This window comes from Actinomadura sp. 1N219 (assembly GCF_044326405.1).
Classification (GTDB): domain Bacteria; phylum Actinomycetota; class Actinomycetes; order Streptosporangiales; family Streptosporangiaceae; genus Spirillospora.
The window spans coordinates 118,666-145,162 of record NZ_JBIRAY010000005.1 but is presented as its reverse complement, the minus strand read 5'-3'; the positions used below and the strand labels follow the sequence as shown (position 1 = coordinate 145,162).

Genomic DNA, 26,497 nt, shown 5'->3' with positions numbered 1-26,497 from the left:
ACCGGCCGCAGGCCCGCGCGCCAGCGGCCCGCCTGAGCGACCGCAGCAGCCAGGAGGCTCTCCATGACCGCCCAGTTCTTCGCCCCCGTGGCCGCGCCGCAGCATCCGCGGGCCGCGTTCGCCGACCGGCACATCGGCCCGTCGCCCGACGACCAGGCGAGGATGCTCGCCGCCATCGGCTACGCGGGCGTCGAGGCGCTGATCGACGACGCCGTCCCGGCCGCGATCCGCACGTCCCGCCCGCTGGACCTGCCGCCCGCGCTGAGCGAGCCCGCCGCGCTGGACCGCCTCCGCGAGCTCGCCGCCCGCAACACCGTGCTCACGTCCATGATCGGCCTCGGCTACCACGGGACGATCACCCCGGGCGTGATCATGCGGAACGTCCTGGAGAACCCCGGCTGGTACACCGCCTACACCCCCTACCAGCCGGAGATCTCCCAGGGGCGCCTCGAGGCGCTGCTGAACTTCCAGACCGTCGTCAGCGATCTGACGGGGCTGCCGGTGGCGAACGCGTCCATGCTGGACGAGGCGACCGCCGCCGCCGAGGGCATGGCCCTCGCCCACCGCGTCACCAAGCGGAAGGAGCCGGGAACGTTCCTTGTGGACGCCGACGTGCTCCCGCAGACGATCGAGGTCGTCCGGACGCGGGCCGTCCCGCTCGGCATCGACGTGGTCGTCGCCGACCTGTCCGGCGGGCTGCCCGAGGGCGACGTCTTCGGCGTGCTGCTGCAGTACCCGGGCGCGTCGGGCGCCGTCCGCGACCTGGAGCCCGTCATCGCGCAGGCGCACGAGCGCGGCGCGCAGGCGGTCGTCGCCGCCGACCTGCTCGCCCTGACGCTGCTGCGGCCGCCCGCCGAGTCCGGCGCGGACATCGCCGTGGGCTCGGCGCAGCGGTTCGGCGTCCCGTTCGGGTTCGGCGGCCCGCACGCCGGCTACATGGCGGTCCGCGAGGGCATCCAGCGGCAGCTCCCCGGACGGCTCGTCGGCGTGTCCGTCGACGCCGACGGCGCGCCCGCCCACCGGCTGGCGCTGCAGACCCGCGAGCAGCACATCCGCCGCGAGAAGGCCACCAGCAACATCTGCACCGCGCAGGTGCTCCTCGCCGTCATGGCGAGCATGTACGCGGTCTACCACGGGCCGGAGGGGCTTGCCGCGATCGCGCAGCGGGCGCACCGCCGCGCCGCCGAGATCGCCGCGGGGCTCCGCGAGAGCGGCGTGGAGGTCGTGCACGGCGCGTTCTTCGACACCGTCCTGGCCCGCGTGCCCGGCCGCGCCGCCCAAGTGGTGGACGCGGCCCGCCAGCGCGGGATCAACGTGCGTCCCGTGGACGCCGACCACGTCGGCGTCGCCTGCGACGAGACGACGCTGCCCGCGCACGTCACGGCCGTCCTTGAGGCGTTCGGCGCCGCCGAGGCCGGCGAGGCGGCCGAGGCGCTCCCCGGCACGCTGCGCCGCGAGAGCCCCTACCTGACCCATCCCGTCTTCCACGCGCACCGCTCCGAGACCGCGATGCTGCGCTACCTGCGCAAACTCCAGGACAAGGACGTCGCGCTCGACCGCTCGATGATTCCGCTCGGCTCCTGCACGATGAAGCTGAACGCCACCGCCGAGATGGAGCCGATCACCTGGCCGGAGTTCGCGAACATCCACCCGTTCGCGCCCGTCGGCCAGGCCGCCGGGTACGTCGAGCTGATCGGCGAGCTGGAGGACGCGCTCGCCGAGATCACCGGGTACGCGAAGGTGTCCGTCCAGCCGAACGCGGGCTCCCAGGGCGAGCTGGCCGGGCTGCTGGCGATCCGCGGCTACCACGCGTCCCGCGGGGAGGAGCACCGGGACGTGTGCCTGATCCCGTCGTCCGCGCACGGCACCAACGCCGCCAGCGCCGTCATGGCCGGGATGCGCGTCGTCGTCGTGTCGTGCGACGACGGCGGCAACGTCGACCTGGACGACCTGCACGCCAAGATCGCCAAGCACGGCGACCGGCTCGCCGCGATCATGGTGACGTACCCGTCCACGCACGGCGTCTTCGAGGAGACGATCACCGACGTGTGCGCGGCCGTGCACGACGCGGGCGGCCAGGTCTACGTCGACGGCGCGAACCTCAACGCCCTCGTCGGGCTGTCCCGTCCCGGCGAGTTCGGCTCGGACGTCTCGCACCTCAACCTGCACAAGACGTTCTGCATCCCGCACGGAGGCGGCGGGCCCGGCGTCGGCCCGATCGGCGTCCGCGAGCACCTCGCCCCGTTCCTGCCGAACCACCCGCTGCGCGCCGAGGCGGGCCCGGAGACCGGCGTGGGCCCGATCTCCGCCGCCCCGTGGGGCTCGGCGGGCATCCTGCCGATCTCCTGGGCGTACATCGCGATGATGGGCCCGGACGGCCTCACCGCCGCGACCGAGGGCGCCATCGTCGCCGCCAACTACCTCGCCACCCGCCTCGGGCCGCACTACCCGATCCTCTACACCGGTCGCAACGGCCTCGTCGCCCACGAGTGCATCGCCGACCTCCGCAAGATCACCAAGGAGACGGGGGTCACCGCCGAGGACGTCGCCAAGCGCCTCATCGACTACGGCTTCCACGCCCCGACGCTCTCCTTCCCCGTCGCCGGCACCCTGATGATCGAGCCGACCGAGTCCGAGGACCTCGCCGAGCTCGACCGCTTCTGCGACGCCATGATCGAGATCCGCCGGGAGATCCAGCGGGTCGCGGACGGCGGCTACGACGCCGAGGACAACCCGCTCAAGAACGCCCCGCACACCGCCGCGTGCCTGGTCTCCGACGACTGGAAGCACGCCTACACCCGCGAGGAGGCCGCCTACCCCGTCCCGGCCGTCCGCGACGGGAAGTACTGGCCGCCCGTCCGCCGCATCGACCAGGCCTACGGCGACCGCAACCTCCTCTGCTCCTGCCCGCCCCCCGAAGCGTTCGAAGACTGACCGGGCCTTCGGGGACTGACCGGCGGCGTCGCGAGACGCCGGGTCGGGGGGTCGCTAGGCTCCTGTGGCGGACCCCCGACCCAGAGGGCGGAGACTGATGAGTCCCGTGACGGATGACCCGGCTCAGCTGTGCGAGGAGGCGCGGAGCCTCGCGGAGAACGGCGAGGCGGGGCGCGCGGCGCTGCTGTTCGAGAAGGTGCTGGAGCTCGGCGAGACGTCCTGCCGGGCGCAGGCCGCGCTGGGGCTGGCGGTCGTCCTCGACGACGCCGGGGAGGTCGAGCGGGCGCGGGACGCCGACCGGGCGGCGATCGCCACCGGCGACCCCGAGTACGGGCCGCGCGCCGCCTACCATCTGGCGCTCACGCACGAGCGGGCCGGCGAGCACGGCGAGGCGGCGCCCGCGTGGCGGGTGGTGGTCGACTTCGGCAACCCGGCGTACCTGCCGCCCGCGCATCTGGCGCTCGCCCGGATCGCCGACGACGCAGGCGAGTTCGACGAGGCGCGCGGCCACTGGGAGGCGGTGATCGCGACGGGCGACGCCGAGTACGGGCCGCCCGCCGCGCACGACCTCGCGCAGCGGCATCTGGAGCGCGGGGAGCCCGCGCGGGCGCAGCGGGTCCTGGCCGCCGGGCTCAAGCTGATCGACCGCGGCACCGCCCCGTACGCCTACGCGCGGCTCGCCGTCGCGCTGGGCATCGCCTACCTCGACCAGGCGATCGGCTCGTTCGGCGCGGCGCTGGGGGAGGATCCGTCCGACCCGGAGGTGGGGCCGCTGGCGACCGAGCTGCTGGCGCGGACGCTGCCGCTGCGGGGACGCGCCGGCGAGGCGGCCGAGGTGTGGCGGCGCGGGCTGTCCGACCCGGCGACCGCGGGCCAGGTGCGGGCGCGGCTCCGCCGCGACTTCGGCGTGGACGAGGATGACGGCGACCCCGCCGACCTGTGGTGGGAGCCGGTCGTCGAGCAGGCCGTGTCCGACGGGACGCTCCCCGCCCTCGCCGGGGAGGCGTTCGGCGCGCTCGACCACATGTACGCGCTGCTCGCCGTCCGGAACGGCGACGCGCCGGACGACCGGCGGGCGGGCGACGCGCGGGAGGCGCTGGGCCGGGCGGTGCAGGTCCCCGGCGACTACGCGTGGGGCCCGCTGCTGCAGGAGAGCTTCGCCGAGCGGCTCCGCCTCGCGATGGGTCCCTCGGACCGGTCCGAGCGCTAGCGCCGGCCATCCCGCCGCGGTGATCGTTTCAGCGGCGGGCTACGGTGGGCCGATGGAGGTCGTGACGGCGCACGGGCTCGCCGGGGTCGCGCTGGACGAGGCGGACGACCCGGCGTTCCTGCTGGTCCTGACGCACGGCTCTAACGGAAGCGTGGACGCGCCCGACCTGCTCGCCGTCCGGGAGACCGCGCTGAGGCTGGGCGGCGCGGTGGCGCGGGTGACGCAGCCGTTCCGGCTCGCGGGCCGCCGCGCGCCCGGCCCGCAGGCGAAGCAGGACGAGGCGTGGCTGGAGATCATCGCCGTGCTGCGGGACCGGGTCGGGGACGTCCCGCTCGTGCAGGGAGGCCGGAGCAACGGCGCCAGGGTGGCGTGCCGGACGGCGACGGCGGCGGGCGCGGTGGGCGTCCTCGCGCTGGCGTTCCCGCTTCACCCGCCGCGGAACCCGGAGAAGACGCGGGCGGACGAGCTGCGCTCCGCGGGCGTGGAGGTCGTCGTCGTCAACGGCGACCGGGACCCGTTCGGCGTGCCGGACGAGGCGGACGCGACGAAGGTCATCGTGCTGGCGGGGGAGCGCCACGATCTGAACCGGGATCCCGCCGCGGTCGGGACGGCGGCGGAGCCGTGGCTGCGGAGATGGGCGGGGTCGCGGGGTCGGGCGGCCCGCGCGGTGCGGACGGGCGGCCCGTGACGGTCCCGATGGCGGTCTGGGCGGCGGTTCCGTTCCGGGCCCGGTGCGGGCCCGGAAGGAGCGGGCAGGTGGCCGTGGCCCCCGAGGATGATCACCCGTTTGAACTAGTCCCCCGTGGACGTCGTTCAGGCGGCGGACGGAGCCAGCGGATCCGTCGGCCGGTGCGGTGCGATGATTCCCCCGTCGGGCAGCAGCTCACCGGTGTCCTCGAAGAGCACGACGCCGTTGCACAGGAGGCTCCACCCCTGCTCGGGGTGGGAGGCCAGCGTGCGGGCGGCGTCGCGATCGGGTGCGTGGTGCGAGGGACAGGGCGGCTGGTGCGGGCACATCGTGGTGCCTCCGGTCTCAACTACGGGTCGGTTGTGGAGCTTTCCTTTATTGACGCCTCTCAGTGTGGAACGGTTCGCCTCCACCGGCCATAGTCCGTTGGGGCGGTTGTCCGTTGGTACCCGAGTACCGGGGGATGTGACCCGTCTCACCCGGAGGTGCCGGTTCCAGCGTTCCTTCCGCGCGCGAACGGACGGCGAACGACACGCCGTCAGCGCGTGAAACCCCTACGATGTTCGGCGGGAACGGGCTTTGCGAGGCGTGGGGGGAGTGAGGCCGGTGCGGGTCGCCCTGTCCGTCGCCTGCTTCGACGACGCGCTGTTCCCGGGCACCGGGAAGGCCGTGACCGCCCTGCTGGAACGGCTCGGGCACGAGGTCGCGTACCCGCCGGGGCAGACGTGCTGCGGGCAGATCCACTGGACGACCGGCTACCACCGCGAGGCCGCCGACCTGGCCCGCGCCTACACCGCCGCGTTCGAGGGCTGCGAGGTCGTGGTCGCGCCGTCCGCGTCGTGCGCGGCGACCGTCCGCGACGGCTACCCGCGGATCGCGCGGGCGGCCCGAGACCCCGGCCTGGCCCGCGCCGCCGAGGGCCTCGCCGTCTACGAGCTGACCGAACTCCTGGTGGACGTCCTGGGCGTCACCGACGTCGGCGCGTATTTCCCGCACCGGGTCACCTACCACCCGTCCTGCCAGTCCGCGCGGACGCTCGGCGTCGCCGACCGTCCGCTCCGGCTGCTGCGCGCGGTCAAGGGCCTCGACCTGGTCGAACTGCCCGCGGCGGGGGAGTGCTGCGGGTTCGGCGGCGCGTTCGCGATGAAGAACTCCGACGTGTCGGTCGCGATGGTGGCCGACAAGGTGCGCCACATCCGCGACACCGGCGCCGACGTGGTCTGCGCTGTCGACAACTCCTGCCTGGCGCACATCGGCGGCGCGCTGTCCCGGCTGCGCGGCGGCGTCCGGATCATGCATCTGGCCGAGATCCTCGCCGAGACGGGGCCGGCGTGACGGGCCCCTCCCCGGGCTCCTTCCCGGGGACGACGCCGTCCTCCACTGGGATGAGGTCACCCGCGGCGACAGGCGGGCCGGTTCCATTGCCGATGCCGAAGTTCGCGGCCGCCGCGCGGTCCGCGCTGGCCGATACCGGCCTTCGCCGCAACCTGCGCGGCGGGATCGCGGCGGCCAGGGAGCGGGGGGCCGCCGCGGCCGCCGAACTCGCCGGCTGGGACGACCTCCGCGAGGCGGGGCGCGCGATCAGGGACGCCGCCCTCCTCGACCTCGACGCCCACCTGGAGGAGCTGGAGCGCGCCGTCACCGAGGCGGGCGGCACCGTGCACTGGGCGGCGGACGCGGCCGAGGCGTGCGAGATCGTCACCGGGCTGGTGCGGGCGGCCGGGGCGGACGAGGTCGTCAAGGCGTCGTCGGCGACCACCCGGGAGATCGGGCTGACCGACGCGCTGGCCCGCGCCGGCGTCACCGCCCGCGAGACCGCCCTCGCCGACCTGGCCGTGCAGCTCGGCGACGACGAGCCGTCCCACCTGCTGTCGGCCGCGCTCCACCGCGACCGCGCCGAGTTCAGGGAGCTGTTCCGGCGGACGATGCCGTCCGCAGGGCCCGACCTGACCGACGACCCCGCCGAGCTCGCCGCCGCCGTCCGCACGCATCTCCGCGAGCGGTTCCTTCGCGCCCGCGTCGCCGTCACCGGCGCGAACTTCCTGGTCGCCGAGACGGGGACGCTCGTGGTGCTGGAGTCGGAGGGCAACGCGCGGCTGTGCCTGACCCTCCCCGACACGCTGATCAGCGTCGCCGGCATCGACAAGGTCGTCCCGACCTGGGCGGACATGGAGGTGTTCCTCCAGCTCCTGCCGCGTTCGTCGTCCGGTGACCGGATGACCCCGTACGTCGCGACGTCGACGGGCGTGACGGCGGGCGACGGGCCGCGCGCGTTCCACCTCGTCCTGCTCGACAACGGCCGCACCCGGGCCCTCGCCGACGAGGTCGGGCGGGCCGCGCTGCGCTGCATCCGCTGCTCGGCCTGCATGAACGTGTGCCCCGTCTACGAGCGGACGGGCGGCCGGGCGTACGGGCCGGTCTACCCGGGGCCGATCGGCGCGATCCTCACCCCGCAGCTGCGCGGCGTCGACAGCGCCGCCGACGCGTCCCTGCCGTACGCGTCGACGCTCTGCGGCGCGTGCGCCGACGTCTGCCCGGTGAAGATCGACATCCCGGACGTGCTGGTCCACCTGCGCGGCACGGTGGTGGAGTCGCGGCGGCGGCGTCCCGTCCCGCCGCCGGAGCTGATGCTGATGCGCGGCCTGGCGTGGACGATGGGCGACCCGCGCCGCTACGAGACCGCGCTGCGGCGCGGCACCCGGTGGGCGCGGCTGCTGTCGCGCGGCGGCCGGATCCGCCGCCTCCCCGGCCTGCTCGGCAAGTGGACCGAGGCCCGCGACCTGCCCGCGCCGCCGGCGGAGAGCTTCCGCGCCTGGTGGACGCGGAGGCGGCCGTGACGGCGTCCGGCGAAGGGCCCGGCGGGGGCTCGCGGGCGGAGGTGCTGCGGCGGGTGCGGGAGGCGCTCGGCGGTGATCGCGGCACGCGTCCGCCGGTCCCGCGCCGCTACCCGCGCCGGCTCACCGAGGACGAGGCCGGCAACCGGGCGGACGTCCTGGCGCTGTTCACCGAGCGGGTCGCCGACAACCGCGCCTCGGTGCGCCACGTCAGCGCCGACGAGCTGGGCACGGCCGTGGCCGCCGCCCTGTGGGGACGGGAGGCCAAGCAGATCGTCGTCCCGGCCGACCTGCCGTTCGGGTGGCTCGCGGAGCTGGACGGCGTCCGGGCGCTGGCCGACACCCCCGCCGTCGACGTCGACACCCTCGCCGCCGTCGACGGCGTCGTCACCGGCTGCGCGGCGGCGATCGCGCTGACCGGCACCGTCGTCCTGGACGGGGGCCGGGCGCAGGGGCGGCGGGCGCTCACCGCCGTCCCCGGCTATCACCTGTGCGTGGTGCACGCCGACCAGATCGTCGGGACGGTCCCGGAGGCGGTCGAGCGGCTCGATCCGGCGCGCCCGCTGACGTGGATCAGCGGGCCGTCCGCCACCCACGGGATCGAGATGGTCCGCGTGGAGGGCGTGCACGGCCCGCGCCACCTGGAGGTCCTCGTCGTCGAGGACTGAGCCGGATCAGCTCACCCCGCTGATGACGAGGTCGAGCCCGGCGGTGAAGCGCGCGTCCCAGTCGACGGGCCGCTCGGCGCCGTCCTCGTTGGTGCCGCGGACCTCCAGGGAGGCGTGGCCGATGACGTAGCCGAGCAGGGTGTGCGCGGCGACCGCGGCCGTGTCCTCGGCGACGCCGCCGCGCCGGAGCACCTCGCGCAGCGACGCGACCGTGGTGGTGAGCGCGGCGGGGTTGCGGCGGGTGACGACCAGGGGGAGGACGCCCGCGTGCGTCAGCAGCCGCGTCCGGTAGTCGGCGGCCCAGGCGCGCAGGACGCGCCGCCAGTCTCCGTTCGAGGCGGCGCTCCCGGTGTCGGCGGGCGCGGACGCGACGTGCGCGACGAGACCGTCCAGGAGCTGCTCCTTGCCGCGGGGGAGGTGGTGGTAGATCGCCATCGCCTCGACCTCCAGCGCGTCGCCGAGGCGGCGCATGGTGAGCCGGGCGAGGCCCTGCCCGTCGACGATCCGCAGGGCCGACTCGATGATCCGCTCGGTGGACAGCGGGGCGCGGTGCTGGGCGTTGATGCTCGGTTGCCGGACCATGACCCGACCTTACTGCGTAAAGGGCCGGAGCGGGGTGTCCGCCGTCACGACACGCCGGGGGCCCGCGTACGCTTTCCTCGACCGGAACACCCAAGACCGCCGATAGGAGTGACCATGCCGCTGGGCCGCCGGGTGAGCAAGGACGTCGCGGAGCCGTACGAGGCCGACCAGCGGCTGGCCGCCGAGTACGAGGACCGGCGCGCGGCGGCGGGCGAGGCGGAGCGGGCGCTGCGGGACGCGCAGGGCGCGGCCACGCCCGAGCCGGAGCTGCGGGCCCTGACGGTCGCGTTCGACAAGGCGATGACGGACGTGCTCGCCGCCGCCGAGGCGTCCGAGCGGGTCGTGATGGGCCCGCAGGTGTACTCGGTCGAGGCGCAGGACGCGAAGACGCGCCGGGCCGCGGAGATCGCGTACCGCAAGGCGAAGGCGCGCCCGAACGTGCGCCCGTGGACGGACGAGGTCGACCGGCTCCGCACCGCGCGGGAGGCGCACCGGCTCAGTTTCCGGACGCGCCCGACCATGGTGGTCTAGAGCCGTGTGACGACACAGCGTCACCGGGTGGCACCGGCCACCGAACTTTGAGAGTCTGCCCTCTCGGGGGAACGTCGGGGGGCGCTCGCGCCGGTCGCCGCAGGCCGCGGCGGGCGCGGCGGCGTCCCGGCGGAGAGGGCACGGCTGTGCACGCACTGTGCTCTGGACGCGGGGGGAAGTCACGTGGAGCGCACGCCGCCGGACCGGGGCCGCGTACTGGAGTCCTACCAGGACGGGGTGAAGGCGATCGGTGAGCTGGCGGAGCGGGCGGGGGACTGGGACGTCCCGACGCCCTGCGCCGACTGGCGGCTGATCGATCTCGCCGGGCATCTGCGGTGCGTCGCGGAGAACTTCCTGGAGTACCTCCAGGACGCGCCCGACAGCCGGCTGGCGACGCTGTTCGCGCAGGACGCGGCGTCGGCGGTGCTGATCAGGCAGCAGGCGCGGCAGAACGCGGCGGAGCTGGCGGTGCTGCCGCCCGAGCCGGGCCCGGAACGGATCATGGCGTTCGGGGTGTCCGCCGGCGCGTACGCCGACCTGATGCCGGACATGTGGGACCGGACGCACCTGATCTACCGGGGCACCAAGTACACGGTCGGGGACCACGCGGGCGCGGCCTGCGTGGAGTGGCATCTGCACGCCTGGGACATGGCCCGCGCCGTGGGGGCGGGCTACCGGCCGCGCGACCCGGATCTGCTGGTGTCGGCGTGGCACTGGGGCGTGCCGCATCTTCCGCTGTCGTCCGGGGACGCGTGGGAGTCGGTGCTGCGGTCGTCCGGCCGGTCGCCGAACTGGCCGGACCCCGACGGCGCGCCCGGCCGGACGCGGGGGCGGCGCGGGGCCCGGCAGGGCGTCAGACGTCCGCCGGCCTCCTCGGGTGGTTCCGCAGGTAGACCAGCCAGGTGAGCGCGCAGCAGGCGGCGTAGAAGGCGATGAACGCGACGTAGGCGGCGTCGCCGGTCCCGTGGGCGAGGAACGACTGCCGGAAGGCGACGTTGACCAGGACGCCCCCGAACGCGCCGACCGCGCCCGCGACGCCGAGCAGCGCCCCGGCGAGTCTGCGGCCCTCGTCGCCGTCGCGGGTCCGCGCGCGGAAGATCGCCGGGATCATCGTGTAGGTGGAGCCGTTGCCGACGCCGCTGAGCGCGAACAGCAGGACGAACCCGGTGAGGAACAGCGGCAGCGACCCGAGCCGCGACGCGCCCAGCACCAGGCCCGCCGCGGCGGCCATCGCGACGAACGTCCAGAAGGTGACGGCGGCGCCGCCGAGCCGGTCGGCGAGCCGCCCGCCCGCGGGACGGAGCAGCGAGCCGAGCGCAGGGCCGATGAAGGTGAGGCAGGCGGCCTTGACGGGGGTGTCGAAGACGTCGGCGAACTGCACCTGGAGGACCTGCCCGAACGCGAACCCGAACCCGATGAACGACCCGAACGTGCCGATGTAGAGCACCGACATGATCCAGGTGTGGGCGTCCTTGCTGACGTCCCGCATGGCCCTCCGGTCGTTGCGGACGTGCGAGAGGTTGTCCATGCGGAGCGCGGCGCCGAGCGCGGCCAGGACGATCAGCGGGATGTAGACCCCGGCGACGAGCCCCGGACGGTCCTTCCCGGCGGTGGCGAGGACGAGGAGCCCGACGAGCTGGACGACGGCGACGCCGAGGTTCCCGCCGCCCGCGTTGACGCCGAGGGCCCAGCCCTTGAGCCGCCGCGGGTAGAACGCGTTGATGTTGGCCATCGAGGACGCGAAGTTGCCGCCGCCGATCCCGGCGGCGGCCGCCAGGACCAGCAGCGTCGGGTAGGAGACGCCGGGCTTGATGAGGAAGGCGGCGAGCACGGCCGGGACGAGGAGCATCGCGGCGCTGAAGACCGTCCAGTTGCGGCCGCCGAACCGGGCGACGGCGAGGGTGTAGGGGATCCGCAGCGCGGCCCCGACCAGCGCCGGGACGGCGGTGAGGGTGAACTTCCCGGCCGGGTCGATGCCGTAGGCGGGGCCGAGGAACAGCACCAGCACCGACCACAGCGTCCAGACCGAGAAGCCGACGTGCTCGGCGAAGATCGAGAAGGCGAGGTTGCGGCGGGCGGTGCGGGCGCCGGCGGCCGTCCAGAACGCGGGGTCCTCGGGCCGCCAGTCGTCGATCCAGCGGCCCTTGAACGCGCGGGCGCGGCGGGCGCGGCGGTCTCGGTCGCTGCGGGGGGCTTGGGCGGTGACGCTCATGGGTCTCCCTGGGGTCGCTCGGCGGGCACGACCGTAGGAGCGGCGCGTTTCGCGCTCGTGTGAGCGGTCATACGGCTCTGATAACTCCGCCGCACAGCGCGTCCCGCCGGCTGTGAGGCGCGGGGTAGACCCGGGACCGTCCGGGTAGCAGTGCCGGATAGGCGGCGCGGCGGGGGAACGGAGACAGGACCGATGGCGACCTGCGAGGTCTGCGGCAACGACTACGACATGACGTTCGAGGTCCACGCGCAGGGCGAGGTGCACACGTTCGACTCGTTCGAGTGCGCGGTCACCAAGATGGCGCCGGTCTGCGAGCACTGCCAGTGCCGCATCATGGGCCACGGCATCGACGTGGACGGGCACTGGTACTGCTGCGCGCACTGCGCCCGCGCGGTCGACCCGGAGCGGGGGCGGCAGGCCAGGGACGCCGTGCTCGCCTAGCCGAACGGTCGCCCGCCCAGCGGAATGGTCGCCCGCCTAGCCGAACGGCTGCTCGCGGCCGTCCTCCAGGTAGACGGCGCGGCCCTCGGCCATCGCGCGCAGGCTGGGGTCCATCCGGCGCGACACGTGCGCGGGCGCCAGCTCGGGGATCTTCTCCGGAGCAACGAGGATGTGGTCGGACAGCTCGTCCGGCGGCAGCCGGATCGCGGCGATCTCCTCGCCGGTGATCGTGCCGCCGAAGACGAACACGTTGACGGCGTCGACGCCGTCGTCGCGCGGCGAGCCCCAGTCGACGCAGGCCAGGCCGTTCAGGCGGGGGACGAGGCCGAGCTCCTCCGAGCATTCGCGCACGCATGCCGACAGGGGGGACTCGTCGGCCTCGATGACCCCGCCGGGCAGGTACCAGCCCTCGCTGTAGGTGGGCTTGACCAGCAGGACCCGCCCGAGGTCGTCCAGGAGGAGGGCCGCCGCGGCGCCGCGGGAGCGCGGCAGTGAGGCGTAGTAAGCAAGGTCGGGCATGTACCGAGGTTAGGCGCGATCATCGCCGCGTGATCCGGGGCTCCGGGCGGCCGGGGCCGCATCCGTCCGGAAGATCGCCGGGGAGCCGCGAATCCGTTCGGAGATCCGGTAAAAGGCGACGAAAGGGCCATGATGGGGGACGACAACGCTTGACCCGCGAATGTCAAGGTCACCGGCTCAGGGCCCCGTCGCGGGACGCCTGACGTCGGTGAACGCGCCGCGTGAAAGGCATTTAACGCTGGGGTCACACCGGGGACTCGCGGACGAAACGGCCCCCGCCGAGCCTCGACCGCATGACGGGGACTCCGACGCACTGCCCGTACTGCGCGCTGCAATGCGGCATGACCCTGCACCGTGAGCGCGGCGCCGTCCGGGTGGAGCCGCGCGACGACGTGCCCGCCAACCGCGGCGGGCTGTGCCAGAAGGGCTGGACGGCCGCGGAACTGCTCACCGTCCCGGACCGGCTCAGGACGCCGATGACGCGCCGCCGCAAGGGCGCGCCGCTGGAACCCTGCACGTGGGACGAGGCGCTCGACCGCGTCGCCGCCGGGGCTTCGCGGCTGCGGTCGCTGCACGGCCCGGACGCCGTCGCGGTGTTCGGGGGCGGCGGGCTGACGAACGAGAAGGCGTACCTGCTCGGGAAGTTCGCGCGCGTCGCGCTCGGCACGTCCCAGATCGACTACAACGGGCGGTTCTGCATGGCGTCGGCCGCGGCGGCGTCCGGACGGGCGTTCGGCATGGACCGCGGCCTGCCCGGCCCGGTCACGGACCTGGCGGCGTCCGGCGCGATCCTGCTGGCGGGCGACCCCGCCGAGACGATGCCGCCGTTCATGCGGCACCTGACCGGGATGCGGGACGCGGGCGGCGCGCTCATCGTCGTGGACCCGCGCCGCACCGCCACCGCCCGGCAGTCCGACCTGCACCTGCAGCCGGCGCCCGGCACCGACATCGCCCTGGCCAACGGGCTGCTGCACCTGGCGATCACCGAGGGCCTCGCCGACGAGGGCTACATCGCCGCGCGCACCGCCGGGTTCGACGCCGTCCGGACGGTCGTGAACGCCTACTGGCCCGACCGGGTCGAGCGGATCACGGGCGTGCCCGTCCCGGCGATGCGCGAGGCCGTCCGGCTGCTGGCCCGCGCGCGCCGCGCCCACGTCCTCACCGCGCGGGGCGCCGAGCAGCACGCGCGCGGCACCGACATGGTCAGCGGCTTCATCAACCTGGCGCTCGCGCTCGGGCTGCCCGGCCGCGCGGGCTCCGGGTACGGGTGCCTGACCGGGCAGGGCAACGGGCAGGGCGGACGCGAGCACGGGCAGAAGGCCGACCAGCTGCCCGGCTACCGGCGGATCGACGACCCGGCGGCACGCGCGCACGTCGCGCGCGTCTGGGGCGTGGCCCCCGAGACCCTTCCCGGGCCGGGACGTTCGGCGTACGAGCTGCTGTCGGCGCTCGGGACCCCGGACGGGCCGAAGGCGCTGCTGCTGTTCGGGTCGAACCCGGCGGTGTCCGCGCCGCGCGCCGCGCACGTGGAGGAACGCCTCGGCGCGCTCGACCTCCTGGTCGTCGCCGACGTCGTGCCGTCGGAGACCGCGCGGCTCGCCGACGTGGTCCTGCCCGCCGCGCAGTGGGCGGAGGAGTCGGGGACGATGACGAACCTGGAGGGCCGGGTGCTGCGGCGGCGAAGGGCCGTCCCGCCGCCGGACGGCGTCCGCACCGACCTGGAGATCATCACCGCGCTCGCCGGGCGGCTGGACGCGCCGGGGGAGTGGAGCGCCGACCCGGAGGCGGTGTTCGCCGAGCTGCGGCGCGCGAGCGCGGGCGGGATCGCCGACTACTCCGGCATCACCTACGACCGCGTCGAGGCCGAGGGCGGCGTGTTCTGGCCCTGCCCGGCAGAAGACCATCCCGGCACGCCGAGGCCCTACCTGGACCGGTTCCCCACACCGGACGGCCGGGCCCGGTTCGTCCCGGTGGACCACCACGGCGCCGCCGAGGACGTGGACGCCGACTACCCCCTCTACCTGACCACGGGCCGCGTCCTCGCGCAGTACCAGTCGGGCGCGCAGACCAGGCGCGTCGCGGCCCTGGCGGAGGCCGCGCCCGGCCCGTTCGTGGAACTGCACCCCGACCTGGCCGGACGCCTCGGCATCGAGGACGGAGCCCGCGTGCGGGTCGAGAGCCGCCGCGGCACCGCGACCGTCCAGGCGCGGCTCACCGGCACGATCCGTCCCGACACGGTGTTCATGCCGTTCCACTGGGCGGGGGACGGCCGCGCGAACCTGCTCACCAACCCGGCCCTCGACCCGGTGTCGCGGATGCCGGAGTTCAAGGTCTGCGCCGTCCGCCTGCACCCCTGCCCAGCCAGGGGCGACGACCCCACACACACCCCGAGCGCTCCGCGCCTTGAGGTGAGCGGCTTTTAACACAGAGGTGACAAGCGGGACCCAACCGCGAAACGGCCCCCGCCGAGTATCGAACCATCGACCCGTACCCGCCAGGGAGGTTGCCGCGCCGATGACCAGGACACCCGAAGCGACCGTGACACCCGAAGCGACCAGGACATCCGAAGCGACGATCACCAGGGGCGCCGTCCGCTGGTCCGACGTCTGCTCCTACGCGACCCTGACCCCGGAGCGGGGCGTCTGCGCGATGCTCGACGGCACGCAGGTGGCGATCTTCCGGACGTTCGACGGCGCCCTGTACGCGCTGTCGAACCTCGACCCGTTCAGCGGCGCCCACGTCCTGTCGAGGGGCATCCTCGGCACCCGGAACGGCGCGCCGACCGTCGCGTCCCCGATGTACAAGCAGGTGTTCGACCTGCGGACCGGGGCCTGCCTGGACGATCCCCGCGTGGCGCTGCCGGCGTTCCCGGTCCGCCGCGCCGGCGACCGCGTGGAGGTGGCGCTCACCGATGAGCACCGCCAGTGAGCCGTCGGCCGGGTTCGCCGAGCCGCTGGCGGGCTTCGCCGTCGGGGTGACCGCGGCCCGCCGCCACGAGGAGCTCGCGACGCTCCTGGAGCGGCGCGGGGCCAGGGTCGTGCTCGCGCCCGCCATCCGCGTCGCGCCGCTCGACGACGACGCCGAGCTGCTGGAGGCGACCCGGGCGTGCGCGGCCGGGCCGCTCGACCACGTGGTCGTCACGACCGGGATCGGGTTCCGCGCCTGGCTGGAGTCGGCCGACGGGCAGGGCACGCGGGACGCGCTCGTCGCCCGCCTCGCCGAGGCGGCGATCGTGGCGCGCGGCCCGAAGGCGCGCGGCGCGATCCGGTCGGCGGGGCTGCACGAGCGCTGGTCGCCGGACTCGGAAGGGCTCGCCGAGGTGACCGAGCACCTGCTGCGGCAGGACCTGAACGGGGCGCGGGTCGCCGTCCAGCTGTACGGGGAGCGGCAGCCGGAGCTGACCGCGGCGCTGCGCGGCGCGGGCGCCGAGGTGATCGAGGTCCCGGTGTACCGGTGGTCGCGGACCGAGGACCCGACGCCGCTGCGCCGGCTCGTCGGCCAGGCCGTCGCGGGCACGATCGACGCGATCACGTTCACCAGCGCGCCCGCGGTCGCCGAGACGCTCGCCGTCGCCGCCGAGGACGGGCTGGCGGAGCCGCTGCTGGACGCCCTGCGCGCCCACGTCGTGGCGGCGTGCGTCGGGCCCGTCACCGCGCGGGCGCTCACCGGCCGGGGCGTCCCGACCGTCCAGCCGGAGCGGGCGCGGCTCGGTGCGCTGGTGCGGGCGCTGGTGACGGACCTGCCGGCGCGGCGGTCGCGGCGGCTGTCGGTGCGCGGGTGCGCGCTGGAGCTGCGCGGGCACGCCGTCGTCCTGGACGGGCTGCTCCGGCCGATCGCGCCCGCGCCGATGGCGATCCTGCGGGCGCTCGCGCGGCGGCCGGGGCACGTGGTGTCGCGGGCGGAGCTGTGCGGCGCCCTGCCGGGCCGCCTCGCCCCCGCCGGGGAGGCGCGGCCGCAGGCCGACGAGCACGCGGTGGAGATGGCGGTGGCGCGGCTGCGGCGCGGCCTCGGCCGTCCCGGGATCGTCGAGACGGTCGTCAAGCGCGGCTACCGGCTGGCGTGCGATCCGCGGCTCGCCGAGCGGCTCCCGGCGGGCGCCGGTGGCTGACCCCGTCCTGCTGGCCGTCGCGCACGGCACCCGCGACCCGGCCGGGCCCGCCGCCGTCCGGGACCTGCTCGCCCTGGTGCGGGCCCTGCGTCCCGGTCTGCGGGTGGTCGAGGCGTATGGCGAGCTGTCGGCGCCGTCGCTGGAGCAGGCGGCCGGCGGCCTGGACGGCGACGGCCCGGTGGTCGTCGTCCCGCTGCTGCTGGGGCGCGGCCACCACGCGCTGGCCGACGTCCCGGGCCGGGCGAGGCGGCTGCTGCCGGACGCGGCGACGGCCCGCCCGCTCGGCCCGGACGCCCTACTGGCCGATGCGCTCACCGATCGACTGGCCGATGCGCTCGCCGCACGGCCGGCCGACGCGCCGGCCGCTCGGCCGGCCGCAGTGCTCCCGCCGCGCCGCCCGGACGCCGTGGTCCTCGGCGCGGCGGGGTCCGCCGACCCGGCGGGCGCCGCCGACGTGCGGGCCGCCGCGCGGCTGCTGGCGCGGAGGCTGCGCCGGCCCGTCCCGGTCGGGTTCGTCGCCGCGGGCGCACCGTCCCTCGACGAGGTCGTGGCGGCCGTGCGGCGGGACGGCGCGCGCCGTGTCGCGGTGGCGTCCTACCTGCTGGCTCCCGGCCGGTTCCACGACCGGATGACGGCCTGCGGCGCCGACGCGGTCGCCGCGCCGATCGGAGCGCACGCCGCCGTCGCGCGGCTGGTCCTGCGCCGCTACGACGAGGCGCGGTCGCGCCCCGCGGTTCCCGCCGCCGCGTCCTGACCCGGCTCGCGGGACGCGGGGCAGGCGAACCGCTGGTCGTGGTGGGCGAGGACGCGCAGCATCAGGTCCTTGAGCAGCCGCAGCTCGTCCGGCGACAGCGGCTCGAACAGCGTCGCGTTGAGGCGGGCGCGGTCGTCCAGGCTCGCGCCGAGGGCGAGCCGGCCGTCCTCGGTGGCCTCCAGCGCGTACCGGCGGCGGTCGTCGGGGTCGCGGCGGCGCCGGACGCTGCCCGCCTCCTCCAGCGCGTCCACGACGCCGACCAGGTCGCCGGGATCCATCCGCAGGTGCCCGGCGACCTCGCGCTGCGACAGCGGCCCGAGCCGCGCCACGCATTCCAGCACGAGCATGTGCGGCAGCCGCAACCGTCCGGGGAACAGGCGCGCCGAGGTGCGCCGCGCGAGCCTCATCAGCTCGAACATCAGGTAGGTGGGCGACTCGTGCAGCGGGTCGGGCCGGTCCTCCACGTGCCCCTCCCTCGGGTTCGCTTGGCGCGTCCTATCTCTCTTGACGTGAGAGATAGGATAGTCCTACCGTTGGACGGTCCACAATATGCCGCGACAGCGCGGAGAGGGAGGCCCGATGCCGGACGGGGGACCCGCCGTCGAGGTCGACGGCCTGACCAAGCGGTTCGGCGACGTGGAGGCCGTGCGGGGGATCGAGCTCACCGTCCGCCCGGGGGAGGTCTTCGGGTTCCTCGGCCCGAACGGCGCCGGCAAGTCGACCACGATCAACATGCTCTGCACGCTGCTGAAGCCCAGCGGCGGGCGGGCGCGCGTCGCCGGGCACGACGTGGTGTCCGAGCGCGACAGCGTGCGCCGCAACATCGGCCTCGTCTTCCAGGACACGACGCTCGACGGCTACCTGTCCGGCGAGCAGAACCTGCGCTTCCACGCCGAGCTGTACGGGGTGCCGAGGGCCGTCACGGGCGAGCGGATCCGGCAGGTGCTGGAGATGGTCGGGCTGTGGGAGCGGCGCCGCGACCTCGCGCAGACCTACTCCGGCGGCATGAAGCGCCGCCTGGAGATCGCGCGCGGCCTGCTGCACTCCCCGCGGGTGCTGTTCCTGGACGAGCCGACCGTCGGCCTCGACCCGCAGACCCGCGCGTCCATCTGGGACTACATCCGGCAGCTCCAGGCCGCCGAGGAGATCACCATCTTCATGACCACCCACTACATGGACGAGGCGGAGTTCTGCGACCGCATCGCGATCATGGACTCGGGGCGGATCGTGGCGCTGGACACCCCCGAGGCGCTCAAGGCGGGCGTCGGCAAGGACCGGGTCCGCATCCAGACCGCCGACGACGAGGCCGCGATCGCCGCGCTCAAGGAGCGGTTCGACCTCGACGCGGTCATGTCCGAGGGCGCGGTCGCGTTCCCGGTGGCGTCCGGCGAGGCGTTCGTGCCGCGGCTGTTCGCCGGGCTCGGCGTCCCGATCCGGTCGGTGAGCGTGTCCCGGCCGTCCCTGGACGACGTGTTCATGTCGTTCACCGGCTCGACGATCCGCGACGCCGAGGCCGGGTCGAGCGACCGCCTGCGGATGACCATGCGCGCGATGAGGAGATGACCATGCCGGTTTCCAGCGGGCCGGTTTCCAACGGGGCGGGCGCCGGCGGGGCGGGCGCCGGCGGGGCGGGTGCCGGCGGGGCGGGTGCCGGCGGGGCGGGTGCCGGCGGCGCGCCCGGTCCGGCCGCGGGCGGGACGGCGCGTCCGGTCGACGTCGTCCGCGTGCGGGTGCCCGAGCCGGGCCTGCGGCAGGACCTGCGCGCCGTGAAGATCGTCCTGCACCGGGAGCTGATCCGGTTCTGGCGCGACAAGCCGAGGATGCTGTCCAACCTCGTCCAGCCGGTGCTGTGGCTGCTGGTCATGGGCACCGGCCTGTCCAACCTGATGGCCACCGGCGGCGGGACGCACGGCGACGTCGACCTGAAGACGTTCGTCTTCCCGGGCGTGTGCGCGATGTCGGTGGTGTTCACCGCGATGTTCTCCGCCGGGTCGATCGTGTGGGACCGCGAGTTCGGGTTCCTGCGCGAGATGCTCGTCGCCCCCGTCAGCCGCAGCGCCATCGTCGTCGGCAAGTGCGTCGCCGGCGCGCTCGTGGCCACCGTGCAGGGCGCCGTGATCCTGGCGCTCGCGGGCCTGGCGGGCGTCCCCTACGACCCGGGCCTCATGGCCGAGCTGCTGGGCCTGATGTTCCTCTGCGCGTTCACGCTCACCGCGTTCGGCGTCATGATGGCGGCGCGGATCAAGCAGATGCAGTCGTTCTTCGGGCTCATGCAGATGGCCGTCATGCCGATGATGTTCCTGTCGGGAGCGCTGTACCCGCTGAACGGGCTGCCCACGTGGCTGACCGTCCTGACCCGCTTCAACCCGCTCACCTACGCCGTCGACCCGCTCCGCCAGGCGGTCTTCTCCCGCCTGGACCTCTCGCCCGCGCTGCAGAGGACGTTCAACCCCGGCGTGACGTGGAACGGCTGGGTCGTTCCGGTCTGGCTGGAGATCGCGATCGTGTTCGGCATGGGCGTCGCCCTGATGGGCGTGGCCATCCTGGAGTTCCGCCACGCCGATTGACGGAGGAATATCTATCGATCACCCAGCGTGATATTGAATACGAGTACGTTACGCACGGAATTGACTCGTATCCGAAGGGTGATGGTAGCCAGGTGAACGGGCAACAGGCTTTGTGGCGCGGGATCGCGGCGGGCGCGGCGGTCCTCGCGGTGATGGCCGTCCCGGCGGTCGCGGACGGGCGTCCGGCGGCGGACGCCGCCAGCGAGGCGAGCACAGCGACGAACGGAACGGCCGCCGAACGGGCGGACGCGCAGCCGCAGCGGAGGCTGCGGATCACGCGGTTCCTGGGCGAGCGGCGCCTGCCGCACAAGATGACGTTCAAGGGCACCACGTTCGGGGGCGTGTCGGGCATCGACCGCGACCCGCGCACCGGCACCTGGTACCTGATCTCCGACGACCGGTGGCGCTACGACCCGGCCCGCTTCTACACCGGCCGGCTGGACATCGACCCGTCCACCGGCGCGTTCACCGGCGTGAGGATCTCCGGCGTCCAGACCCTGACGCGGCGGGACGGCAGCCCCTACCCGGGCTACGCCAAGCCGGAGTCGGCCGACCCGGAGTCGATCCGCTACGACCCGCGCAGCGGCCGGGTGCTGTGGGGCAACGAGGGCGACCGCCCGGACGAGACCCACGCGGACATCCCGGTGTCCGACCTGTCCGTCCGGTGGGCGGGACGGGACGGCCGCCACCGCGGGGACGTGCGCCTCCCGGGGAACCTGAAGCAGACCGACACGCGCCGCGGGCCGCGCCGCAACTTCGGGATCGAGGGCCTGACCTTCACACCGCACGGGATCGCCGCGATGGTCGAAGGCCCGCGCTACGAGGACGGCGAACCGCCGACGGTGGAGCGCGGCGCCCCGGCCAGGCTCACCCTGTGGAGCCGTAGCGGGCAGGTCCGCGCGCAGTACGCCTACCTCATCGACAGGCTCCCGGCGAGGCCGGTGCCGCCGGACGGGGCGACCGACACCGGCGTCTCGGAGATCCTCGCGATCGACGGGCACCGGTTCCTGGCGCTGGAGCGGTCGTGGCTCCAGGGCGTCGGCTACCGGGTCCGGCTCTACGAGTTCGACACACGCGGCGCGACCGACGTCCTGCGCCGGGACGGCCTCGCCGAGGGCGGGCCGTACCGGCCGGTGACCAAGCGGCTCGTCGGCGATCTCGGCCGCGCGTCCAGGCCCGTCCAGAACCTGGAGGCGATGGGCTGGGGGCCGCGCCTGGCGTCGGGGGAGTGCACGCTGGTGGTGGGCTCCGACGACAACTTCAGCGCCGAGGAGATCACCCACTTCCTGGCGTTCGCCGTCAGCGACTGCCCGTCAGGGCAGCGGTAGGCCGCGGTAGGCGGCGCGTGAAAGGGCCCGCCGGACCGGTCACGGTCCGGCGGGCCTTCTGTTGCGCGGGACGCGCGTCGCGGCGCGCGTGTCAGACGGCGAAGTCGAGGAGCGGGCGCGCGTTGCTGGGGTGCCGCAGCTTCGACAGCGACTCCTTCTCCAGCTGCCGGATCCGCTCGCGGGTCAGCCCGAGCGCCTTGCCGATCTCGTCGAGGGTGCGGGGCGTCCCGTCGTACAGCCCGAACCGCATCGCCATGATCTTGGCCTCGCGCGGGGACAGGATGTCCAGCGTGCGGCGCAGCTGGTCGGCCATGAGCTGCCGGTCCACCAGCTCGGACGCCTCGGGGCTGTCGGTGTCCTCGATGAGGTCGCCGATGCGGGTCTCGCCGTCCTCCCCGATGGTGGAGTCGAGGCTGATCGGCTGCCGGCTGGTGCGCAGCAGGTCGCGCACCTGCTCGGGGCTCTTGTCGAGCTCGACGGCCAGCTCCTCCGGGGTGGGCTCGCGGCCGAGCCGCTGGTGCATGTCGCGCTCGACGCGGCTGAGCTTGCTCAGCATCTCCAGGACGTGCACGGGCAGCCGGATCGTGCGGGCCGAGTCGGCGAAGCCGCGCTGGATCGCCTGCCGGATCCACCACATCGCGTACGTGGAGAACTTGTAGCCCTTGGAGTAGTCGAACTTCTCCACGGCGCGGATCAGGCCGAGGTTGCCCTCCTGGACGACGTCCAGCAGCGACAGGCCCCGGTCGGAGTACTTCTTGGCGACCGACACCACGAGCCGGAGGTTGGCCTCCAGCATGTGGGCCTTGGCGCGGCGGCCGTCGGCGGCGACCCATTCCAGGTCGGCGCGCGCGGCGGGGGAGAGGGCCTCGGTCTCCAGCTTGTGCTCGGCGTACAGGCCGGCCTCGATGCGCTTGGCCAGCTCGACCTCCTGGTCGGCGGTGAGCAGCTGGCGGCGTCCGATGGCCTTGAGGTAGGTGTGGACGGAGTCGCCCATGACGGTCGACTGGTCGTCCAGGTCGGCGCCGGCGTCGGCGTCCGCGTCGGCGGGCTCGACCTCGGTGACCTCGAAACCCTCGTCGGGGGCGTCCCCGTCGGCGGGCTTCGCGGCGCCCTTCTGGGAGCCCTTCGCGCCGTTCTTGACCGCCTCGTTCTTGGCCGTGTCGTCCTCGGCGCCGTTCTTCGCGGCCGTGCGGGAGGGCTTGGCGGCGGTCTTGCGTGCGGCGCGCTTCGCGGCGCCGGGCGCGCTCGCCGTGCCGGGGGTCGCCTGGGCGGTGTCGCCGCCGTCGTGGTCGGCCGCCGCGGCCATCTTGCGGACCGCGTCGGACTCGCCGGCCAGGCTGATGCCGGCCTCGGACAGCTCGCGCAGGATGGAGCGGCCCTGGGCCGGGCTGATGCCCGCGGCGTCGAAGGCCCCCCTCACCTCGTCGAGCGAGAGGCGCCCTTGGGCGTGGCCACGCTTCAGGAGGTCGTCGAGCGCGGGGCTCGGCGACTCCGTGAGCGGGGTCTCTACGGCGCTTCGCGGCATGGGGACACCCCCCTCCCTTCGGTGGTGTGAGTACGGCGCGCGGATTGTGTTCGCTGGTGGCGCACGCACTTAACGGAACGTCGCACGAAGGGGTTCTTGTTCCCGACGCCCCGGGATCGGCGGTCCGGCGCGGACCGTGCAGGAGCGATCCAGAAGGTCGTGGTGCCCGGACCGGGTCGTTTCACACGGGACGGTCCGAACGGCCGTTACCTTACTGCGTAAAGGGCCGGGGCGGGTGGCAAATCACGGTAAATCATTCCGACTCCGGGCGCTTGGGGCGCAATGTCCGACCGTACCGCGCGATGACGCGTTCACGCAGCTCAGGGTCGTCGCGGGGGACGGGTTCGAGGAAGACCTCGTCGATCTCCTCGTGCGCCGCGCGCAGGTCGTGCGCCATCCGCACGCAGGCGTGCTCGACGTCGCCGGCGGTGAGGGAGTCGCGGAAGTCCAGCCGGGCGCAGACGAGGACGCGGTCGGCGCCGAACGTGACGGTGACGATGTCGACGACCCAGTCGATCTCGGGCGCGGCGCCGAGGCGGGCGCGGACGTCGGCGACGAGCCTCGGGTCGGCCTGCGTGCCGATCAGCAGGTTGAGGTTGATCCGGCCGAGGACGAGCGCGACGGCGGTGAGCAGCACGCCGATGAGGAGCGATCCGGCGCCGTCCCAGGCCGCCGAGCCGGTCAGGTGGTGCAGCCCCAGGCCGCCGAACGCGATGATCAGGCCGACGAGGGCCGCGGAGTCCTCCAGCAGGACGCTGACGGAGGTGGGCTCGTCGGTCCGGCGGATGTAGGCGCGCAGCGGGAGGTCGTCGGCGCGGGCGGCGGCGCGGACCTGCCGGACGGCCTGCTGCCACGAGACCGACTCCAGGACGAACGCGACCGCGAGGACGGCGTAGCCGACGATCGTGCCGGCCTCGGCGTCCTCGCGGTGGCCCGCGAGGGTCTGAATGCCCTGGTAGAAGGAGAACAGCGCGCCCATCCCGAAGATCGCGACGGCGACGAGGAGCGTCCAGATGTAGCGCTCCTTGCCGTAGCCGAGGGGGTGGCGGCGGTCGGCGGGCCGGCCGCTGCGGCGCAGCCCGGCCATCAGCAGCACCTCGTTGAAGGTGTCGGCGACCGAGTGGGCGGCCTCGGCGGCCATCGACGCCGACCCGGTGATCAGCGCCGCGACGATCTTCGCGACGGCGATGCCGAGGTTGGCGGCGAACGCGAGCGCGACGGTGAGCCGGCTCTCGTTCTCCGGCCCTTTCCCCTGCTCGCCGCGCTGCTCTTCGCGCCGTTCGCCGCGCTGTGCCGCCATGGTCGTCCTGTCCCCAGTGATCACCGGGCCATGCGCGCGCGGGCGGGGTCAGGGGGTGCGGAGGCGGGCGCGGTCGGGTTTGCCGGACGCCAGCAGCGGGATGGCGTCCACCAGTTCCAGCTCGTGCGGCGCCGCGTAGGCGGGCATCGTCTCGCGGACGAGGGCGCGCAGCTCCCGCAGCTCGGGCCCGCCGGAGCCGCCGGTGGCGCCGGGCGCGCCGGACGGGCCTGGCGCGGGCACCACGACGGCGGTGACGCGCTCGCCCCATTCGGGGTCGGGGCGTCCGACCACGACGACGTCGCGGATCTTCGGGTGCCGGGACAGCGCGGCGGCGACCTCGCCCGCGACGACCTTCTCCCCGCCGGTGTTGATCACGTCGTCGAGCCGGCCGCGGACGCGGAGCCTGCCGTCCTCCAGCGCGCCGAGGTCCTGGGTGACGAACCATTCGCCGTCCCTGGCCCCTTCGCCGACCTGGGCGGTCTGCTCGGGCCGCAGCCGGTAGCCGGTGAACAGGGACGGGCCGGCGAGGCGGATCCGGCCGCCGTCGCCGAGCGCGACGCGCATGCCGGGCAGCGGCGTCCCGTCGTAGACGCAGCCGCCGGACGTCTCGCTCATGCCGTAGGTGGTGAACACGCGGGCGCCGCGGTCGCGGGCCTCGGCGAGCAGGCCGGGCGGGGCCGCCGCGCCCCCGAGGACGATCGCGCCGAGCCGGGAGAGGTCGGTCCCGGCGTCCAGGAGGCGGCGCAGCTGCGTCGGGACGAGCGAGATATGCGGGCGTTCCGCGGCGGCGGCGGCGATGGCGGCGGTGTCGAAGCGCGGGACGATGATCGGGTCGGTTCCGGCGACGAGGGCGCGGACGAGGACCTGGACGCCGGAGATGTGGCTGGTGGGCAGGCAGCAGAGCCACCGGTCGCCGGGCGCGGCGCCGATGCGGTCGAGGGTGCCGGCGGCGGAGTGGCGCAGCGCGGCGGCCGAGAGCTCGACGAACTTGGGTGTCCCGGTGGAGCCGGACGTGGCGATGAGCACGGCGGTGTCGGCGTTCACGGGGACGGGCCCGCCGCGGGGGCGGTGCGGGGCGAGGCCGCCCGGGGTGCGGATCGCGTCCGGGGCGAGTGCGTCGAGGAGGTCGCGGAGCGCGGGCTCGGGCAGGTCGGGGGAGAGGGGGCAGATCGCGGGGCCGCCGTCGAGCGCGCCGGCCAGGGCCCGCAGCAGGGGCGGGCCGGGCGGCAGGACGGCGGCGTGCAGCGGGCGATCCATGATCTGATCAGGGTAGACGACCCCGCTGAACGCGTTCAAACCCGGGGGCGGTTGAATGGGACCCGGAGCGCCGCGCCCCCCGGGGCGGCGCCGGCGGCGCGATCCCGACGGGAGAGGGAGTCATGGTCTCGGAGCTGTTCGACGCGGACGCGTGGAAAGAGGTCGAGGGGTTCGGCTTCACCGACATCACCTACCACCGCGCGGTGGACCACGGGACGGTCCGGGTGGCGTTCGACCGGCCCGAGGTGCGCAACGCGTTCCGCCCGCACACGGTGGACGAGCTGTACCGGGCGCTGGACCACGCGCGGATGTCCAGCGACATCGGGTGCGTGCTGCTGACGGGGAACGGCCCGTCCCCGCGCGACGGCGGGTGGGCGTTCTGCTCGGGCGGCGACCAGCGGATCCGGGGCAAGGACGGCTACCGGTACGCCGAGGGGGACACCTCCGACACGATCGACCCGGCGCGGGCGGGGCGGCTGCACATCCTGGAGGTGCAGCGGCTGATCCGGTTCATGGGCAAGGTCGTGATCTGCGTGGTGCCGGGCTGGGCGGCGGGCGGCGGGCACAGCCTGCACGTTGTGTGCGATCTCACCCTCGCGAGCCGGGAGCACGCGCGGTTCAAGCAGACCGACGCGGACGTGGCGAGCTTCGACGGCGGGTTCGGGTCGGCGTACCTGGCGCGGCAGGTCGGGCAGAAGTTCGCCCGCGAGATCTTCTTCCTGGGCGACGAGTACGACGCGGAGGCGGCGCACCGGATGGGGATGGTGAACGCGGTCGTCCCGCACGCGGAGCTGGAGGCGACGGCGCTGGAGTGGGCGCGGAAGGTCAACGGGAAGAGCCCGACGGCGCAGCGGATGCTGAAGTACGCGTTCAACCTGGTCGACGACGGGCTCGTCGGGCAGCAGGTGTTCGCGGGGGAGGCGACGCGGCTGGCGTACGGGACCGACGAGGCCGCCGAGGGGCGGGACTCGTTCCTGGAGAAGCGCGACCCCGATTGGTCGCGTTTCCCGTGGTACTACTAATGGTCGAACTTACGGTG

25 protein-coding genes are annotated in these 26,497 nt (G+C 74.6%); 17 read left to right on the top strand and 8 right to left on the bottom strand.

The window, feature by feature from the left end; genetic code table 11:
* Positions 1–63 precede the first annotated feature (63 nt).
* The 3 genes from gcvP to ACH35V_RS18115 all read left to right on the top strand — a co-directional run bounded on the left by gcvP (position 64) and on the right by ACH35V_RS18115 (position 4,832).
* Positions 64–2,934: an aminomethyl-transferring glycine dehydrogenase gene (gene gcvP, locus ACH35V_RS18125; RefSeq protein WP_395973676.1), complete on the top strand. Its 2,871-nt coding sequence runs from the start codon at positions 64–66 to the stop codon at positions 2,932–2,934.
* Positions 2,935–3,031: 97 nt separating this feature from the next.
* The gene (locus tag ACH35V_RS18120) at positions 3,032–4,144 is read left to right on the top strand and encodes a tetratricopeptide repeat protein (protein ID WP_395973675.1); all 1,113 of its coding nucleotides are present in this window, start codon (positions 3,032–3,034) and stop codon (positions 4,142–4,144) included.
* 52 nt (positions 4,145–4,196) lie between these two features.
* A complete protein-coding gene (locus ACH35V_RS18115) occupies positions 4,197–4,832 on the top strand; it encodes an alpha/beta family hydrolase (protein ID WP_395973673.1) in 636 nt (211 codons plus the stop codon).
* Between the two features lie 125 nt (positions 4,833–4,957).
* Here the strand turns inward: ACH35V_RS18115 and ACH35V_RS18110 are convergent, their stop codons facing one another.
* Entirely contained in the window at positions 4,958–5,161 is a 204-nt protein-coding gene (locus ACH35V_RS18110) for a DUF5999 family protein (protein WP_395973671.1), read from the bottom strand.
* A 277-nt stretch (positions 5,162–5,438) separates the two neighbouring features.
* Here ACH35V_RS18110 and ACH35V_RS18105 point away from each other — a divergent pair, with 277 nt between their 5' ends.
* The 3 genes from ACH35V_RS18105 to ACH35V_RS18095 all read left to right on the top strand — a co-directional run bounded on the left by ACH35V_RS18105 (position 5,439) and on the right by ACH35V_RS18095 (position 8,334).
* Complete coding sequence (locus ACH35V_RS18105) at positions 5,439–6,167, top strand: (Fe-S)-binding protein (protein ID WP_395973670.1); 729 nt, start codon at positions 5,439–5,441, stop codon at positions 6,165–6,167.
* A 92-nt stretch (positions 6,168–6,259) separates the two neighbouring features.
* Positions 6,260–7,669: a lactate utilization protein B gene (locus ACH35V_RS18100; protein ID WP_395973669.1), complete on the top strand. Its 1,410-nt coding sequence runs from the start codon at positions 6,260–6,262 to the stop codon at positions 7,667–7,669.
* Positions 7,648–8,334, top strand: a complete 687-nt coding sequence (locus ACH35V_RS18095; protein WP_395973668.1) for a lactate utilization protein C — start codon at positions 7,648–7,650, stop codon at positions 8,332–8,334. The genes ACH35V_RS18100 and ACH35V_RS18095 overlap by 22 nt, the downstream gene beginning before the upstream one ends.
* 6 nt (positions 8,335–8,340) lie before the next feature.
* Here the strand turns inward: ACH35V_RS18095 and ACH35V_RS18090 are convergent, their stop codons facing one another.
* Complete coding sequence (locus ACH35V_RS18090) at positions 8,341–8,916, bottom strand: TetR/AcrR family transcriptional regulator C-terminal domain-containing protein (protein ID WP_395973666.1); 576 nt, start codon at positions 8,914–8,916, stop codon at positions 8,341–8,343.
* Positions 8,917–9,030: 114 nt separating this feature from the next.
* On the opposite strand from ACH35V_RS18090, the gene ACH35V_RS18085 reads away from it, so the two are divergent.
* The gene (locus ACH35V_RS18085; protein ID WP_395973665.1) at positions 9,031–9,447 is read left to right on the top strand and encodes a plectin; all 417 of its coding nucleotides are present in this window, start codon (positions 9,031–9,033) and stop codon (positions 9,445–9,447) included.
* Between the two features lie 183 nt (positions 9,448–9,630).
* Positions 9,631–10,353 carry a maleylpyruvate isomerase N-terminal domain-containing protein gene (locus ACH35V_RS18080; protein ID WP_395973664.1) on the top strand — a complete coding sequence of 241 codons (723 nt, stop codon included), beginning with the start codon at positions 9,631–9,633 and terminating at the stop codon, positions 10,351–10,353.
* On the opposite strand, the gene ACH35V_RS18075 is transcribed toward ACH35V_RS18080, so the two are convergent.
* Positions 10,301–11,659, bottom strand: coding sequence for a nitrate/nitrite transporter (locus ACH35V_RS18075; RefSeq protein ID WP_395973662.1), 1,359 nt, complete (start codon positions 11,657–11,659; stop codon positions 10,301–10,303). The two genes, ACH35V_RS18080 and ACH35V_RS18075, sit on opposite strands and share 53 nt — an antisense overlap.
* 192 nt (positions 11,660–11,851) lie before the next feature.
* Here ACH35V_RS18075 and ACH35V_RS18070 point away from each other — a divergent pair, with 192 nt between their 5' ends.
* Positions 11,852–12,100 carry a hypothetical protein gene (locus ACH35V_RS18070; RefSeq protein WP_395973660.1) on the top strand — a complete coding sequence of 83 codons (249 nt, stop codon included), beginning with the start codon at positions 11,852–11,854 and terminating at the stop codon, positions 12,098–12,100.
* A 36-nt stretch (positions 12,101–12,136) separates the two neighbouring features.
* Here the strand turns inward: ACH35V_RS18070 and ACH35V_RS18065 are convergent, their stop codons facing one another.
* On the bottom strand, positions 12,137–12,619 hold the full coding sequence (locus tag ACH35V_RS18065) for an NUDIX hydrolase (protein WP_131967830.1): 483 nt from the start codon (positions 12,617–12,619) through the stop codon (positions 12,137–12,139).
* A 293-nt stretch (positions 12,620–12,912) separates the two neighbouring features.
* Here ACH35V_RS18065 and ACH35V_RS18060 point away from each other — a divergent pair, with 293 nt between their 5' ends.
* The 4 genes from ACH35V_RS18060 to ACH35V_RS18045 all read left to right on the top strand — a co-directional run bounded on the left by ACH35V_RS18060 (position 12,913) and on the right by ACH35V_RS18045 (position 17,481).
* Entirely contained in the window at positions 12,913–15,042 is a 2,130-nt protein-coding gene (locus tag ACH35V_RS18060) for a molybdopterin oxidoreductase family protein (RefSeq protein WP_395973658.1), read from the top strand.
* 91 nt (positions 15,043–15,133) lie between these two features.
* The gene (nirD, locus tag ACH35V_RS18055) at positions 15,134–15,547 is read left to right on the top strand and encodes a nitrite reductase small subunit NirD (protein ID WP_395973657.1); all 414 of its coding nucleotides are present in this window, start codon (positions 15,134–15,136) and stop codon (positions 15,545–15,547) included.
* Complete coding sequence (locus ACH35V_RS18050) at positions 15,531–16,727, top strand: uroporphyrinogen-III synthase (RefSeq protein WP_395973655.1); 1,197 nt, start codon at positions 15,531–15,533, stop codon at positions 16,725–16,727. Before nirD ends, ACH35V_RS18050 begins: the two co-directional genes overlap by 17 nt.
* Positions 16,720–17,481, top strand: coding sequence for a sirohydrochlorin chelatase (locus tag ACH35V_RS18045; protein WP_395973653.1), 762 nt, complete (start codon positions 16,720–16,722; stop codon positions 17,479–17,481). The genes ACH35V_RS18050 and ACH35V_RS18045 overlap by 8 nt, the downstream gene beginning before the upstream one ends.
* Here ACH35V_RS18045 and ACH35V_RS18040 read toward each other — a convergent pair.
* Positions 17,433–17,945, bottom strand: a complete 513-nt coding sequence (locus ACH35V_RS18040; RefSeq protein WP_395973652.1) for a MarR family winged helix-turn-helix transcriptional regulator — start codon at positions 17,943–17,945, stop codon at positions 17,433–17,435. The genes ACH35V_RS18045 and ACH35V_RS18040 overlap by 49 nt on opposite strands.
* Positions 17,946–18,060: 115 nt before the next feature.
* On the opposite strand from ACH35V_RS18040, the gene ACH35V_RS18035 reads away from it, so the two are divergent.
* The 3 genes from ACH35V_RS18035 to ACH35V_RS18025 all read left to right on the top strand — a co-directional run bounded on the left by ACH35V_RS18035 (position 18,061) and on the right by ACH35V_RS18025 (position 21,376).
* The gene (locus ACH35V_RS18035; RefSeq protein ID WP_395973650.1) at positions 18,061–19,044 is read left to right on the top strand and encodes an ATP-binding cassette domain-containing protein; all 984 of its coding nucleotides are present in this window, start codon (positions 18,061–18,063) and stop codon (positions 19,042–19,044) included.
* A 2-nt stretch (positions 19,045–19,046) separates the two neighbouring features.
* Entirely contained in the window at positions 19,047–20,048 is a 1,002-nt protein-coding gene (locus tag ACH35V_RS18030) for an ABC transporter permease (RefSeq protein WP_395973648.1), read from the top strand.
* Between the two features lie 92 nt (positions 20,049–20,140).
* Entirely contained in the window at positions 20,141–21,376 is a 1,236-nt protein-coding gene (locus tag ACH35V_RS18025; protein ID WP_395973646.1) for an esterase-like activity of phytase family protein, read from the top strand.
* Positions 21,377–21,467: 91 nt separating this feature from the next.
* Here the strand turns inward: ACH35V_RS18025 and ACH35V_RS18020 are convergent, their stop codons facing one another.
* From ACH35V_RS18020 to ACH35V_RS18010, 3 genes are all read right to left on the bottom strand, one after another.
* A complete protein-coding gene (locus tag ACH35V_RS18020) occupies positions 21,468–22,901 on the bottom strand; it encodes an RNA polymerase sigma factor (protein WP_395973644.1) in 1,434 nt (477 codons plus the stop codon).
* Between the two features lie 253 nt (positions 22,902–23,154).
* Entirely contained in the window at positions 23,155–24,201 is a 1,047-nt protein-coding gene (locus tag ACH35V_RS18015; RefSeq protein ID WP_395973642.1) for a cation diffusion facilitator family transporter, read from the bottom strand.
* Between the two features lie 48 nt (positions 24,202–24,249).
* The gene (locus ACH35V_RS18010; RefSeq protein ID WP_395973640.1) at positions 24,250–25,458 is read right to left on the bottom strand and encodes an AMP-binding protein; all 1,209 of its coding nucleotides are present in this window, start codon (positions 25,456–25,458) and stop codon (positions 24,250–24,252) included.
* 122 nt (positions 25,459–25,580) lie between these two features.
* On the opposite strand from ACH35V_RS18010, the gene ACH35V_RS18005 reads away from it, so the two are divergent.
* Positions 25,581–26,480: a 1,4-dihydroxy-2-naphthoyl-CoA synthase gene (locus ACH35V_RS18005; protein WP_395973638.1), complete on the top strand. Its 900-nt coding sequence runs from the start codon at positions 25,581–25,583 to the stop codon at positions 26,478–26,480.
* The last annotated feature ends 17 nt before the right edge of the window (positions 26,481–26,497 follow it).

Coding starts and splice junctions, on each gene's coding strand:
- ACH35V_RS18050 (WP_395973655.1), top strand. CDS start 15,531: ATGAGCACCGCCAGTGAGCCGTCGGCCGGGTTCGCCGAGCCGCTGGCG.
- ACH35V_RS18030 (WP_395973648.1), top strand. CDS start 19,047: ATGCCGGTTTCCAGCGGGCCGGTTTCCAACGGGGCGGGCGCCGGCGGG.
- ACH35V_RS18120 (WP_395973675.1), top strand. CDS start 3,032: ATGAGTCCCGTGACGGATGACCCGGCTCAGCTGTGCGAGGAGGCGCGG.
- ACH35V_RS18065 (WP_131967830.1), bottom strand. CDS start 12,619: ATGCCCGACCTTGCTTACTACGCCTCACTGCCGCGCTCCCGCGGCGCC.
- ACH35V_RS18060 (WP_395973658.1), top strand. CDS start 12,913: ATGACGGGGACTCCGACGCACTGCCCGTACTGCGCGCTGCAATGCGGC.
- ACH35V_RS18115 (WP_395973673.1), top strand. CDS start 4,197: ATGGAGGTCGTGACGGCGCACGGGCTCGCCGGGGTCGCGCTGGACGAG.
- ACH35V_RS18020 (WP_395973644.1), bottom strand. CDS start 22,901: ATGCCGCGAAGCGCCGTAGAGACCCCGCTCACGGAGTCGCCGAGCCCC.
- ACH35V_RS18090 (WP_395973666.1), bottom strand. CDS start 8,916: ATGGTCCGGCAACCGAGCATCAACGCCCAGCACCGCGCCCCGCTGTCC.
- ACH35V_RS18005 (WP_395973638.1), top strand. CDS start 25,581: ATGGTCTCGGAGCTGTTCGACGCGGACGCGTGGAAAGAGGTCGAGGGG.
- ACH35V_RS18010 (WP_395973640.1), bottom strand. CDS start 25,458: ATGGATCGCCCGCTGCACGCCGCCGTCCTGCCGCCCGGCCCGCCCCTG.
- ACH35V_RS18035 (WP_395973650.1), top strand. CDS start 18,061: ATGCCGGACGGGGGACCCGCCGTCGAGGTCGACGGCCTGACCAAGCGG.
- nirD (WP_395973657.1), top strand. CDS start 15,134: ATGACCAGGACACCCGAAGCGACCGTGACACCCGAAGCGACCAGGACA.
- ACH35V_RS18070 (WP_395973660.1), top strand. CDS start 11,852: ATGGCGACCTGCGAGGTCTGCGGCAACGACTACGACATGACGTTCGAG.
- gcvP (WP_395973676.1), top strand. CDS start 64: ATGACCGCCCAGTTCTTCGCCCCCGTGGCCGCGCCGCAGCATCCGCGG.
- ACH35V_RS18085 (WP_395973665.1), top strand. CDS start 9,031: ATGCCGCTGGGCCGCCGGGTGAGCAAGGACGTCGCGGAGCCGTACGAG.
- ACH35V_RS18100 (WP_395973669.1), top strand. CDS start 6,260: ATGCCGAAGTTCGCGGCCGCCGCGCGGTCCGCGCTGGCCGATACCGGC.
- ACH35V_RS18015 (WP_395973642.1), bottom strand. CDS start 24,201: ATGGCGGCACAGCGCGGCGAACGGCGCGAAGAGCAGCGCGGCGAGCAG.
- ACH35V_RS18110 (WP_395973671.1), bottom strand. CDS start 5,161: ATGTGCCCGCACCAGCCGCCCTGTCCCTCGCACCACGCACCCGATCGC.
- ACH35V_RS18075 (WP_395973662.1), bottom strand. CDS start 11,659: ATGAGCGTCACCGCCCAAGCCCCCCGCAGCGACCGAGACCGCCGCGCC.